The organism is Nitrospira sp. Ecomares 2.1 (genome assembly GCF_965152585.1).
This window is the reverse complement of the sequence record NZ_OZ224219.1, coordinates 2,993,378-3,007,206: the sequence shown is the minus strand read 5'-3', so window position 1 is coordinate 3,007,206 and position 13,829 is coordinate 2,993,378. Positions and strand designations below refer to the sequence as shown.

The following is a 13,829-nucleotide window of genomic DNA, read 5'->3' as shown; positions in this document are numbered from 1 at the left end:
GGTAAGAAGATGTTTGTGGGCATTGATTTGAGAGAGAAAGGTGCGTTGGAGTGGACTAATGAAAGTTTTTCAGCTTTTTAAGGTACCGGCCTTAACATTCTTTTTCTCCTAAGGCACCAAGGATATCCTCGACAGGACAAGGGGTGGAAGGCTCTAACGGTAGGGTAATGGTATCTCCTTTGTCGATGCGTCGTGCAAGGTCCTCCACGGCTATTTCCAGACGCACATTGGTCTGAGGTCGCTGAGGCTTTCGTCCTAGGATTTCATCCAATTCATCCCCTGCCGCTTTAGCGCGTTGGCGGGTGGCCTCAAATAATTTGCCTTCCATCTCTTGAGCTTCTTGGTACAAAGCCTCGATTTCTTTTCGTCGAACTACATATTCAGCTTTTGTCACGATGCCGGCGTTGTATTGACTACAGAGTTCTATAAACCGGGCAATGGTTCCTTGGACGACCTTATTCCAAGCCACGCCCGAACGATGACTGAAGGTTACATCTGGCCCGACCTTGAAAAAAAATGATCCCACTTTCAATCCTGCGGGCATATCTCTGGTTTTAGATTCATACACGGAGCAGTCCAATTTTTTAGCGGGTACTTCACCGGCATGGGCTATAGCGGGTAATAGGCAAACTAAAAAAAACCCTATCTCCACAATGACAGAAAGGAGAAAATCCAAATTGAAAAAATGAACTCCTCCGGAGGGATTGGGTTTGTTCGCTGTCATAATAATTATCCGGTCATCTTCTTCTTTTGCGGATTTCTGCCTCCATATCTTCCATTTGAGATTCTAAATCCTCTTGGACCTGTTCAAATCCTTTGACTAACCTGTCCAGGCTAAAAGGTCGCAACGGAGGAAGCCCTGGTCCGGTTTCAGGTTCAGCTTCAGGTTGATTGACCAAAACCTGAGAGGGTTGTGTGTTAGCGACGGGACTATTGAGTCTTTGGGGGGTAATGGGAATTTCCTTTTCTGGTGACGAACTGGGAAGGGCTTCACCTGTGTTTATGTTATGTCCCGCGTAATCCACATGAACCCCCTGCTTGGAGAGCCAATCTTTGGCCACGCTGGATTTAATGGCGAAATTGATACTGGTAATGGCTAAGCCGTCTTTTGACCTCCTTTGAATAAAACTATTAATGCCAATCTGATTTCCCAGCATGTCAATGAGTGGTCCTCCAGAATTTCCTCGGTTGAGACTTGTTTCCGTTTGATAAATGTCCCAGCCAGGTAATCCCCCATAATCTTGCCATTCAGCACTGATGACTCCGGTGGTGAGGCTCCACAATCCTCCTCTTTCGGGATGTCCAATGGCCACAACCCGAGACCCAATAGTGATTTCAGAAGGATCTCCGAGTGATAAAACGGGCAGTGGGGTGGGAGGGGCCATGATTTTTAATAAGGCCATGTCATAGGCTTCGCTTGAAGCGACGATGGTAGCTTTAAACTGCTTGGCCAGATTATTCTTGTTATCCATGGAACCAATCACTCTCTCGGGTTTAATAATCACCAGGATCGTTTCATGGGGAGCCTTGGCTTCCTCGTTATGCACAACATGATTGTTCGTCAGGACGAGGCCTGTCGAATCAATGATGGACCCCGTTCCTGTTCCGCCTGAATCCTTTGTGACCGCAATCACCAACACTGTAGCCGGAGAGGCAGCTTGATAGATCTGGGCAGTCGTCAATTCTGCAGGAAATGCACTTGGGTGTGATTGACAAAGTATGGTTCCGACAGTCAATAAACAGCCGCCAATCTTTCTCAGCGTTCCGTTCAACCACCATTTTCGATTATGTTTCATGGCTAACCCCCTGTTCGGGAAACCAAAGAGTGCAAAAAACTGTCTTCAGCTAGAGGACTTCGAAGGTAATGTCTTTTTTGCTATACATGCCATTGATATCGGCGATACTGATTCGCACGGTGTGCTTTCCTTGAGGAATTCTGGCCTCCTTCACATGAATGCCATGAGGTGAACTGTAGTCTATGACTCGATCCGTGATGTCAATCGAAATAAACTTGATGACGCTAACCTTTAAACTTTTAAGGTCCACCGGATCACTTTGTGGCGTAAATGTGATGAAAACCTCTACTGGGGCCTCTGATCGATCCCCCTCTTTGGGTTTAATCACCTCGATAACAGGGCCCAAGTTTAACTCATCATTTTCTATCTGAAGAGAAGACTCACCGGAAATCTCTGGAGCTGAGGCCATTGCTGCCTCTTCTGGTGTGATGAGCCATCCCGCCTGAGTTGTCCCAATTTCGGCAAAAATGCTGCTGCCGGATTGGAGGATCCCCGTTAACAGAAAGAAATGAAAAAGCATGGGTCCATAGAATTTTCGCTTCCTCATGGTGAGGTCTCCATTCTGCCGAATGGATCTTATGTTTGGATAGGCATCCATAACAAAGTATACACGGTGCCTTTCCCTCCATATGATTGCCGGGGTGTATCCACTTTTCCCGGACCTGAGCATTCTTCAAGGCGACATCGCTGTCAAAACTGGCCATCGCATCGATGTTTGTTGAAAAACTTTGATAATCTCTCTCGCTTCGAGGCAACATTTGAGATGTATTGTTAACTCCCAATGTTCTGATTAATTCGGTTTTGGCCAAGGATATGCTTTTGGTTCTGGCATCTTCAGCTTAGAAGGTTGGACCGCTTACTCCAATCGCACACAGTTCTGAATCATTTTCAGGTAGCTGGTTTATTCATCGAGGGAATTCCTCTGAGACGCAGTCGGCATAGGAGACCAGGACTATCAAAAGTCTATTTTTTATTTGGGGACTGCCTCCGGATGTCCAGACTATTTTTTCTTTTGGAGTTCTTCATTGAGTTCACTGTGAGCTTTATCAGCATTTTTTCTCACAAATTCGCGCATTTTTTCATCTAATTCCTTAAATTTGCTGTCTGCTGCTGCATAAGAATCCATGGCTTCTATGACTTTGTCGATGTCCAATTTGCACAGGGCGTAGGCTTCATTGCGAAGGGGGTGTTCCCAATATTCCACGATCTCAGCTCCGACTAGGCTGGCTTCGGTCACCTGTTTCATTGTGTCCTGGATATGCTGTTCAACACTGGTTTGGGAGAGATCTCCTGCTGTCGTTTCCGCAAGATATTGTTTTTGTAGGCCTGCCACATACACGTTGAGAGTTGAGGCTAAGTCATTGCGGGCTTGTCCTTCAGCGGCACGGCGTCTCAACGTAGGGTTACGCACGCCAGATGCACTTCCCACTCCATAAAGGGCTTTGCGTTCCCCACTGAAAGCCGCACCTTTTTGAGTCACCCACTCTGGTAAACCCTCAACATTTTGAATTGGCGTGTCCACTCTTCCCATTCCTCCGGCTTCTTGCCCCATTGGTTTCTGTGACGCACATCCAGTGGTAACAAGTAAAAGCCCAAGAACGGTCATTTGTAGTTTGATTGCCTTAGTCATAATTTTACTTTTCTCCTCTTTTGTTAGGCCATGGGTTTGATTTTGCTCACCAGTCCGATTGTACTTGGAGAATCCGAAATTGATAGTTCCTATTCCAAATGCGTTCTCGAAGGATTCAAATACCAGGTTTAATAAATAAATTCAAATAATTCTGAGAAGGCCTCTTGCCGATAATAGGCCAATGTCTTCCCCGTAATTGAGATCAATCCCTATCAAGCGCAACCGATTTTAGCTGGTGGAATGGAGGAGCGTTTTTAAGCGGGGTAACGGGTGTAGGAGTTGAACTCGTAACGTATGGTTGTTGCCAGTTCGAGGGGACTCCATTCAAAAATCAGATTGCGGTGCTGCCAGTCGGCCTTGCGCCATACGATATCGGTTTTGCCATCGCCATTCAGATCGTTCTCGTTGCCTGCTGTGACGGACTCTGCGCAGGCCAGATTGAAAATTATTCCGAGGAGAACAACGAACCCCAAAATTGCTTTACCCCGTTTGGGTTTAGCTTGGCTTTGTGTCCAATTGGTCATTCTCCCTCTCCTTTTTGAATCAGGTGAGCAATGAACCTCGCTAGGCGTTCATGGCCGTCGTACATCTACAGTTCAATAAAAAGGGATAAGGAATCTTTCTCGCCCCTCCCTGTGTTGAATTTCTTCCGTGAAATTTCCTCAAATTTATGAGTCAAAATTTATTGGGAAACAAATTTTATTTCTTTAAATAAAGCAATAAAAAAATCACTTTCCTCTCACTTAATCTAAAACGGGGGAAAGGTTAACGTTCCGTTCAACGTGATTGGTGGATGGGATGCTTTGACATCTGTTGCCACCGTGTTTGCCAATGTTAGCGTGCCAGCGCTTCTGTTAAATGTGGCTCCTTTACACCCGCCAGAAGGGTCCCCATCATGGCAACTCCAGACTGTGCTTTGGCCTTGATTAAACAGAGAGAAACTGAGGACAGTGACTTGGCCGGTATTGATAGAAAGTCCTACTCCAAAAATTTCGACGTGGGTAACACTAGCGGTTAGATTTTCTCTCCATGCAACTGCTCCTCCTTCGTTACTGGTTCCGGTTGATGGGGCATCCGCGACAAACGTTCCTCCCACGCTGGCAGGTGCATTTGCAATGGTCAATGTTCCCCTGTCGCCAGCTGGAGGAGGGGATGGAGGCTGATCAATCGTGAGGCTGAATAATTCCTGCGCCGATTGAGAAGGATTCCCACTATCCCGCACGCGAATGGTAACCAGGAATTTTCCTGCGGTGGTTGGTGTTCCGCTGATCTGGCCGGTGGACGGATTGAGCGTCAGACCTGGGGGCAGGGAACCGGAAAACACCGTCCATGAAAAAGAGGGCGTTCCCCCTGACTTTGCGAGCGTGATGCTATAGGACTTGTTCACCGTTCCTGCGGGCAGGGTCGATGCTGTGGTGATGCTGAGCGGCGGAGTGATCGGCCGGCCGGCAATGATCCAATCTGTGGAGACTTTTCCTGGGAATGCCTCGGACGCGATCGTCAAGCCATTCAGTAGCCAACACACCACGGCCCCGGTCGCGGTGTCGTACCAAATCACATCCGTCTTGCCATCGCCATCGGCATCGCCCACCTGTGCAATCTGCCATTGCGACGGCAATCTATCCAAAATGCCTGATGAGGCAAGGGTGGTGCCGTTCAATAGCCACACCGCCACGTCGCCGCTATTGGTGTTGCGCCAGATGAGATCCGCCTTGCCATCCCCGTTGACATCGCCCACTCCCGCGATCTGCAAATCCGGTGATGCGTTGCCGGGGAAGCCCGAAGACGTCCTGGTTAACCCGTTCATCAGCCACACGGCCACCGCGTCGCTCGTCCCATTGCGCCAGATGAGATCCGCCTTGCCATCGCCGTTCACATCACCCACTCCCGAGAGCTGCCAGGCGAGCGACACTTTACCCAAAAAGCCCGAGGCGGCAATCCTGGCCCCGTTCATCAACCAGATTGCCGTGTTGCCGTCATTCGAATTGCGCCAGAGCAGGTCGGCCTTGCCATCGCCGTTGACATCTCCGACGGCTTGCAGGCTCCACGCTGTTGGCACACTGGTGGGAAAGCCCACAGAGGTAATGGCTGTCCCATTCATCAGCCAGATGGCCACGGTGGCGCTCGTGCTATGACGCCAGATGACATCGGCCTTCCCATCGCCATCCACATCGCCGATCCCCGCAATTTTCCAGGCGAGCGGCACGCCGCCCGGGAAGCCGGCCGATCCAATGGTGTCTCCATTTAGCAACCAGATGGCGGTGCTGCCAGTCTTGGTATTGCGCCAGAGAAGATCTGTGGTCCCATTACCGTCCAGGTCGGTGCTCACTGGATTTCTTTTGACCGAAGCCCCACGTTCTTGGACAAAAACATCTGAGTCACCATTGGTATCCCCTTCCACCAGATTACTTGCATGGGACTCAAAGACGACAAAACGGCCGTCTCCACTGATTTGTGGGGAATTACTAAAATTATTACCCAGCTCATTATGGAGTCCCATGCTTATGCGAGAAGTCTGGCTCGTTTCCCGATTATGAAGAAAAATATCTGTTACCCCATTAAGCTCCTCTGGTGGCACAAGATTGAAGGCGTCGGATTCAAATACCACAATTCGTCCGTCCGCGCTGAGACGAGGATTTCTGCTACCACCACCACCTTCCACGCCTGCGCTGGTTACACTAACCCTGGTGGTTGTGCCTGCATCCAGATCACGCACAAATACATCTTCGACACCATTGGTATCTCCTTCGACCAGATTAGTGGCATTGGAAGAAAAGGCAACAAACCGTCCATCAGCACTTAACGAAATACTTCCTTCTCCAGTATGACCATCCCCTTCTTCACCCTGGGAGTTGAGACTCCCGCGGATGGTCTGGCCTAAGTTTCGATCATGCACGAAGATATCAAAGGAGGCATTCGTATCTCCTTGGACCAATTTCGAAGAAGAGGACAGGAATGCCACATAACGCCCATCTTCACTGAGGGATGGGGAACCCACAAGAATAAAGCCAATTTCGTCGATCCCATTGGCATTCCCACTCACTCTAGTCGTTTGACCTGACTCTCGATCATGCACATATACATCCATCGTCATATTTGTATCTTCAGGGACATATGACAAAAGAGAAATAAAAGCGACATAGCGCCCATTCGCGCTCATTGCCAGAGGTGAGAGAAGGGAGTTCGGAACACCTCCAATCGGGGTTCCACCCGAGTCTACGGTCACAAGAGTCGTCTCACCTGTCTGTCGATCATGGACGAACACATGACCCAAAGGTTGGTCTGCTTCTGGAGTGAGATTCGTGGCTGCCGAGATAAACGCAACATAACGTCCATTTGCGCTGATGGCTACCCCACCATCATCAGAACCGCTAGCTCCATTTCCAACCATACCAGATGAACCTACACTCACTAGAGTTGTCTGCCTGGTTTCCAGGTTCCGGACAAAAATGTCGAGCAAGGAGTTCGTGTCTCCGGGTACTAAATTACTTGCTAGCGAGGAGAACGCAACAATTTTCCCATTTCCGCTGATGGCTGAGTTTTGACTGTGGAAATTCCCCTGTACTCCATTGGAATCGACACTGATTTGTGTCGTGGTTTGGCCCTCCGCTCCTGGTGGCAGCGCTCCTAGAAATATGATTATCCCAAAAGCTAATGTCACGAACTGTCCACCCTTGTCCCACTTTCTCCTTAACGTGAATGTGCTCATGAGCCACGCTCCTTTTTCGCTGCATATTAATGGACGAATTTATAATGAATACGTCAGGAATCGCGATGAGGGTTAAACTCTGCGGCGTGCAATTTTTAGGGCGTTGCCATCCATCTATTTTCTGCCAACCTGCCTTTTCATCACACAAAAAAAAGCGTGATAAACGGACTTAGTCCGTTTATCACGCTTTTCTGTTTTTGCTGTGCCCAGCATTACGTTAGCACTGAGTTGGGAGCATCCTATTTCATTGCCTGCGGCCTCCTTGCCGAAAAAATGCAAAATCTGGAATGTGGAATTTTGCATTTTACGTGAATAAAGTCAACTCTCATTCGGGTTTTCATTAAATTTTCCCAGTCTATGGATTTATCAGGGAATGATTGTAGCGGTCTTGGGTTTGTCTGATGAGATGATTGAAAGGGGCTAGGGATGTAGCAAAGGAATGTGGATGTGCAGGGCCGGAATCATCTCTGCTGTTTTTTCATCTTCCCCAGTTAGTAATGGGGACTCATCCGAAAACAAACACAGATAGATCCTTGGTTATAAGTGTCGGGAAGGACAGAAGGAGGATTAATTTCCATTAATGCGTGTCGAGGATAAAAGGATGGTAGATCCCGATTTCAAGAAAAAGGACAAAGGAGGATTTTAATTTTTTACGAAAATGGTTGAATTATTCGCAAGCTTCTGAATGAAATGAGTGGACTGGCTGAGGCCTGGGTTTTTCTACCTGGGTACAGATCCTTCACGATGAGTTCAGGATGACATTCTGGTTTATGGCCGCGCCGAGTCAACACTGATTTGTCCAATTTCTGAATGGGAAAACTACTTTTTCCTAATACCTTCCTGATTTTCTTTTCGTTGGGATCTCTACAAGTGGATTCATTGAGTGCGTCCCTTCTTTTTATTAGGATGTATTCCGATATAATGACAAAAGGGGTGGAATACTTATGAATGATTCCTACACCATTGGCACACTTCTCCTGGACCGTCTGTATAAGCTGGGGCTGCATCATATTTTTGGCATTCCCGGCGATTATGTGCTAACCCTCTTTAAGCTCATCGAACAATCGCCTATCCGGCACATCGGAACAACCCGGGAAGATTGCGCTGGCTTTGCGGCTGATGCCTATGCGCGCATACATGGGATTGGCGGCGCATGTGTGACCTATTGCGTCGGTGGTCTGAATATGGTCAATGCCGTTGCCTGTGCCTATGCCGAGCGGTCGCCGGTGGTGTTGATTTCCGGCTCACCAGGCTTGAATGAACGAGTCAATAATCCATTCCTTCATCATATGGTTCGTGATTTTTCGACTCAACGCGATGTCTTTGAAAAGGTTACGGTGGCCTCTGTTGTTTTGGATGACCCTCATACGGCTGAACGGGAGATTGACCGGGCCTTAAAGTCGTTAATGCAATTCAAGCGGCCGATCTATCTGGAGGTTCCACGAGACCTGGTGATGACTCCCGTGCAAGTGGCTTCAACAAGTCCCCCGAAAGTCACGGCCTGCCAAAGTGACCCGGCGGCCCTCAAGGAAGCCGTCGCAGAAGTTCGCGGCATTTTGTCAGGTTCCGAGCGTCCGATTATTCTGGCCGGCGCTGAAATTCATCGGTTTGGTCTTCAGGACCAATTGACCGAACTGGTCGAGCATATGCATGTGCCTATCGCCACGACCCTGCTGGGGAAGTCGGTCATTCGGGAAGACCATCCCCTGAATATCGGGGTGTATGGCGGATTGGTGGGGCGAGAAGAAATTCTGGAGTTTGTGGAAGACGCCGATTGCCTGTTGACCCTAGGTACATTGCTCACGGATGTTGAAGACGCCAAAGCGCATGCCACGCTCCTGGCGACAGGCCGGACCGTTCATGCAACGGCGGACTCCATTGCCATTAAGCATCATAAATATGAAGACGTCCGTTTTGAAGATTTTATTCGAGCCCTGGTGGCGTCCCCCTTGCCGGCCTTTCCTGCACGAGCGCTCCCTCCACGCGATAGCGTCCGGTTTGACCCACCTGGTCCGGAAGCGGCCGTGACCCTTCGCAATGTCTTCGGATATCTGGATGGGCTGCTGAATGACAAAACGGTGGTGATTGCTGATGTCGGGGAGTCGCTGTTTGCTGCGGCCGATCTACGTGTTCGAAAGAGTGCGGAGTTCCTGTCTCCGGCCTATTACACCTCCATGGGATTTAGTGTCCCTGCCGCTCTCGGTGCGGGATTTGCTGATCCCGGCCTGAGGCCATTTGTCTTAGTTGGTGATGGGGCATTCCAGATGACCGGCACTGAATTGTCCACCTGTATTCGCTATGGGCAGGCTCCTATCGTGGTGGTGCTGAATAATCGTGGCTATGGGACCGAACGGGAAATCCTTGAAGGTCCGTTCAATGACCTCTATGAATGGCAGTACGAGAAGATCTGTGATTTGTTGGGCGGCGGTGTTGGCCATCGGGTGGGCACGTTTGGGGACTTAGTACAAGCATTGACCATTGCCGTTGATGATCACAAGCAAGTCCACGTGTTGAATGTGCTGCTTGATCCTGGTGACCGATCCACCGCCATGAAACGTGTCGCCCAACGATTGGCCAAACGAATGACAGGACACTAGCCTTAATCTTTCCTGGCTCTGTGCCCTGATTCCTTATCCCGGCCTGGTTGAACCCCTACCATTTTTCCCTTCCACCAAATTCATCAAAACCCCTTGTCCTGATTGGTTGCGGGCCTGCTCTAGGCACCCGTATAATGGATCGGTTTAGGACTAAATTTTTCCTTTCAGCCAGGATAGGACCTTTTATATGAGTACCGAGACTGTCGAAAAAGATTCCAAAAACTACCCGATTCTCCGGAATTTGCAATATTCCCCGCTAAAGCAGGGGGAGGAGCAATATATTGTGCTGTGGGACCCTTCCGGCCTGTCTTCTGAAAAGCTGGTGTTACCGCTAAATTTTTTCTATCTGTTTCAGTTTTTTGACGGGGACCATTCTCTGGAACAGGTTGGTGCTGAATATCTCAAAAAGTATGGCGAATTTATGATGCCGGATCGTCTCACAAAATTGGTGAGCGACCTGGACGAGAAATTATTCCTGGAAGGTGATCGACTGAAACAGGTTCAGGCGCAAGCCTTTGAGGCCTATCGAAAACTTGATGCGAGGCCGATGGGGTTTGCCGGGAAACAATATGAGGCCGATCCGGCAAAACTGCGGGCGCAGATCGACGGGTTTTATGCTTCAAAGGAAGGACCGGAAAAAGGTAAGGCGGAATGTGCCGGTCAGACTATTAGGGGCCTGGTGGCCCCGAATTTTGAATTGAAAGATGCCGGGCCCATCTACGCGTGGGGCTATCAGGAATTACGGGAAGGCCAGGTCCCCGATGTGTTGGTGTTGATCGGTACCTGCCATGCGGGTCTCGAAGGGGGAGTGGCCTTTACAGATAAAGATTTTGAAACACCGTTTGGGACCGTGCCGGTTAATCGAACGATTATCGACTTGATCCGCAAAGAAACCGGTGAGACATTTTTTGTGGAAGATATTGCCCATCTCCGTGAACATAGTCTGGAGTTGCAATTGCCGTTTATCAAGCATGCGCTTGGTGAAGAGCGGGAAATTTCCATTGTGCCTATTCTTGTGGACTTTCCTGCGGATACGCTCACGGGCGGGGAGTATCAACAGCTCTTTCACCGCATTGATCAATTTCTCACGATTACCAAACGCGCGATTCAGGCCAGCGGGCAACAGGTGTGTGTCATTGGCAGCGCCAATTTAGCGCATATCGGAATTCGCTATGGAGACAAAACGCCCCCCACCGATTTTTCATTTCACCGATGTATGCAGATTGATCTTGAAATGTTGAAGAAGGTGGAAGAAGCTGATCCCGAAGGGTTTGCAGAGTTTATCTTGAAAGAGGGGAATCAGCGGCGCATTCTAGGGTTTTCCGTCATTTTTTCCCTGATGAAACTGCTCAAGCGTGATGGAGAGGATTTCAAAGGGCAGGTGCTACGCTATGATCGGGGGATTACCGATCAGTTTAATTCCACGGTGACATACGCCAGTATCGCGTTTGTCTAACGGGTCAGTTGAAAAAAGCCGCCAGCGGCGTTCTCCCCATTTTTCCGTGCTCACGTATTACATGTACGCTCCGCGCGAAAAATGGCTGTGGCCTTGCTGGACGGACTTTTTTGAACCGACCCGAAATCTTCCAGGGGGCCATATGGCGATGCGACGTTTTGCCCTCGGAGATCAGTATTCTTCAACACTCCGCTTAAGGGCTATTCTTCTGCTCTGATCTTCATCCGTATGGGTTCCAGCGGATTGTCCCGGCTATCGCGTGGCAAGTCGACAATCTGGTCTACCACTTCCATTCCTTTCACCACTCTGCCAAACACCGTATACATGCGATCTAGACTGCTGGTGTCTTCTACGATGATATAGAACTGCGATCCGCTATCGGAGATATCACGGGTGGCATCCTGATTTCGTGGGACCTTGGCCATGGCAACTGTTCCACGACGGTGAGGTCGATCACTCGGTTCGGGCGGAAGGCTAAAACCCGGTCCCCCGGTGCCATGGAGTTCCCGCTCTGGATGCTTGCTTAATGGGTCGCCACCCTGGATCAGGAATTGCGGGACGACCCGGTGAAAGGTCGTGTCATCATAAAATTTCAGGTTGATGAGATTAAGGAAGCTTTCCACATGTCGAGGCGCGTCATCCATAAAAAAGCGAATTTCAATATCTCCAAATTTCGTGGAGATAATGGCTTTTGGATTTTTCTTTTTGAATTGTAAGGGAGATGGTGTTGTCACGACCTCGGCACTTTAGCAAGTGTTTGCAAAGTTCATCAAGCTTTACCGGCGTTTCAGTGAAGAGAAATTACAAAAAATATGTTGACAAGAGGAAGTGGCCATCCACTAGCCATCACGTGTCGCCGAGTAGTCATACCATTCTGAAAGTTGTTTCGAGCTGATGACAACTTCTACTGAGATCATCATTTTCCAGGAAATTTTTTTGTAGGCTCAGGCATTGCGTTTTCACCTCAGAAGAGCCGAGCAGGGTCTGGAGATGATGCACGATGTTGGAAGCTTTAAAGTTTCGTTTTCGAATCATCCTACCCACTCCTAATTTTTCCACACGAGCCGCATTATCAAATTGGTCAAACGCCAGGGGTTGAATCAGTTGCGGGGTTCCTGCCCGTAAGGCTTGGGAGCAGGTGCCGATGCCTCCATGGTGGATGATGGCAGCCGCATGCGGGAGGAGTTGACTAAGGGGCACATAGGAAAAGTGCGTCACTCCCGTCGGGAGGGAAGGGGGAAGTTGTTCCGGATACCGCGTCAGAAAAATCGCCGCCTGTCCCAGTTCCTGGCTGGCTTCGGCCGCCTCCTTGAAAAAGGCTTGTCCATGTTTATTGGCCGAGCCTGGGGTATAGATCAATGGTTCCGGGTGTGCATCCAAGAAATTCTGGACGATTCCGGGGAGGACGCTGTCCGGAGCTTCATCATAGAGAGGAAACCCGGTGACATGTGTTCCTGGAGGCCAGTCAGGCTGAGGAGCGGCAAACCACTCAGGGAAGAGCCCTAAGACCAAATCGGGTGAATGCAGCCAGTCGTGGAAGATCCGCGACACCGGCGGTAAGCCGAGCTGGCGGCGAAAACGATTCAGCCGAGATTTCACCACAGGATCAATGATTGTGTGATCCAGAAATTTCCACATGTGGCGTTTGAATGCAACGGGCAACCAATCCGGAAGTGGCAGGCCGGGGATTTTCGGGGATTGGTGGGCTGAGTGAAAGACGCCCGGCGAAAAATGGACCGTGGCATGCGGAATATGGTGGGTTTCTTGAATGAGGCGAGCGGCAAATCCCAAGGTGGAACTCACCAACAGGGTGTTTCCTATGATGACTTTTGACTTGAGGAGAACATAGGTTTCTTCCAGGGCGCCGGAGACCAGCCGCTTCATGATGAGTCGCCAGCCTTTGTGAGGATGCCATAACGCGGGATTATCGGCCATGGCGTCATAATCCTCGGCCGTTCCCAGGGGGACAAACTCCACTCCCGCTTTTTGAACAAGCTCTGTGAAATGGGCACTGGTGAAGACCGTGACCGTATGCCCGCGCTGCCGGAGCTGTCGGGCCATACCCACCAAGGGCAGCACATCCCCGTAACTCCCCACTGCCAGGATAAGAATAGTCATTGATGCATACCAGGAGTTACCCTGGGAATTCCTCATCTGCGAAGGCGAGATTATTGGTCTGCCATCGTTTTAACCGGCAAAAGCCCCAAGGCATATAGAGTCCGAAGGTAATGATCGTGAGCACCATGATCAGGAGCCAGGTCCCAAAAAATCCAATTCCTGTTCCCTGAAAGGCGAGCTGGCGATTACCGATGAAGGTATGTTCCGATATCCACCGCTGTTGAGCGGAATAGGCCCATGGAAAAAATAAACCAAAGGTGATTACCGTCACCACCCACGTCCAGACAAATAACCATAAACAACTGAAACCTGTTCCGCGAAAATCAAAACGCTGGTGATTCATGCGTTTCCTCATTGAAAAGGTGTAATAGAAGAACTTTCCACAGCGTACCATGGGAGAACTGGTTGGTGAATGACCAAGCTTTTGCTGCGGGCTGGGAGTTGAGAGGAGACGTTATTCTTTTTGAGAACATAGCAGGGAGTGAAGTTCCCGGACTCGCAAGAGAATTCAGGAATATTCAGA

Annotated in this window: 11 protein-coding genes; 2 read left to right on the top strand and 9 right to left on the bottom strand. The window is 49.6% G+C overall.

What is annotated here, in order from left to right; translation table 11 throughout:
- Positions 1–91 precede the first annotated feature (91 nt).
- The 6 genes from ACWHYD_RS13220 to ACWHYD_RS13195 form a co-directional block, all read right to left on the bottom strand.
- Positions 92–724 (bottom strand): hypothetical protein, encoded by a 633-nt coding sequence (locus ACWHYD_RS13220; protein ID WP_447962498.1) that lies wholly within the window; start codon positions 722–724, stop codon positions 92–94.
- A gap of 13 nt (positions 725–737) precedes the next feature.
- Positions 738–1,796 carry a S1C family serine protease gene (locus ACWHYD_RS13215; RefSeq protein ID WP_447962497.1) on the bottom strand — a complete coding sequence of 353 codons (1,059 nt, stop codon included), beginning with the start codon at positions 1,794–1,796 and terminating at the stop codon, positions 738–740.
- Positions 1,797–1,845: 49 nt separating this feature from the next.
- On the bottom strand, positions 1,846–2,343 hold the full coding sequence (locus tag ACWHYD_RS13210; protein ID WP_447962496.1) for a hypothetical protein: 498 nt from the start codon (positions 2,341–2,343) through the stop codon (positions 1,846–1,848).
- Positions 2,344–2,796: 453 nt separating this feature from the next.
- Entirely contained in the window at positions 2,797–3,426 is a 630-nt protein-coding gene (locus tag ACWHYD_RS13205; RefSeq protein ID WP_447962495.1) for an LPP20 family lipoprotein, read from the bottom strand.
- Between the two features lie 254 nt (positions 3,427–3,680).
- On the bottom strand, positions 3,681–3,950 hold the full coding sequence (locus tag ACWHYD_RS13200; RefSeq protein WP_447962494.1) for an FG-GAP repeat protein: 270 nt from the start codon (positions 3,948–3,950) through the stop codon (positions 3,681–3,683).
- 224 nt (positions 3,951–4,174) lie between these two features.
- The gene (locus ACWHYD_RS13195) at positions 4,175–7,135 is read right to left on the bottom strand and encodes an FG-GAP-like repeat-containing protein (RefSeq protein WP_447962493.1); all 2,961 of its coding nucleotides are present in this window, start codon (positions 7,133–7,135) and stop codon (positions 4,175–4,177) included.
- A 944-nt stretch (positions 7,136–8,079) separates the two neighbouring features.
- Between ACWHYD_RS13195 and ACWHYD_RS13190 the strand changes: the two genes are divergently transcribed.
- Complete coding sequence (locus ACWHYD_RS13190) at positions 8,080–9,732, top strand: alpha-keto acid decarboxylase family protein (RefSeq protein WP_447962492.1); 1,653 nt, start codon at positions 8,080–8,082, stop codon at positions 9,730–9,732.
- A gap of 187 nt (positions 9,733–9,919) precedes the next feature.
- Complete coding sequence (gene amrB, locus ACWHYD_RS13185) at positions 9,920–11,188, top strand: AmmeMemoRadiSam system protein B (protein ID WP_447962491.1); 1,269 nt, start codon at positions 9,920–9,922, stop codon at positions 11,186–11,188.
- A gap of 200 nt (positions 11,189–11,388) precedes the next feature.
- Here amrB and ACWHYD_RS13180 read toward each other — a convergent pair whose 3' ends face one another.
- The 3 genes from ACWHYD_RS13180 to ACWHYD_RS13170 all read right to left on the bottom strand — a co-directional run bounded on the left by ACWHYD_RS13180 (position 11,389) and on the right by ACWHYD_RS13170 (position 13,649).
- Complete coding sequence (locus tag ACWHYD_RS13180) at positions 11,389–11,922, bottom strand: peptidylprolyl isomerase (protein ID WP_447962490.1); 534 nt, start codon at positions 11,920–11,922, stop codon at positions 11,389–11,391.
- A 130-nt stretch (positions 11,923–12,052) separates the two neighbouring features.
- Positions 12,053–13,306: a glycosyltransferase gene (locus ACWHYD_RS13175; RefSeq protein ID WP_447962489.1), complete on the bottom strand. Its 1,254-nt coding sequence runs from the start codon at positions 13,304–13,306 to the stop codon at positions 12,053–12,055.
- Positions 13,307–13,322: 16 nt separating this feature from the next.
- Entirely contained in the window at positions 13,323–13,649 is a 327-nt protein-coding gene (locus ACWHYD_RS13170) for a DUF898 family protein (protein ID WP_447962488.1), read from the bottom strand.
- Positions 13,650–13,829 lie beyond the last annotated feature (180 nt).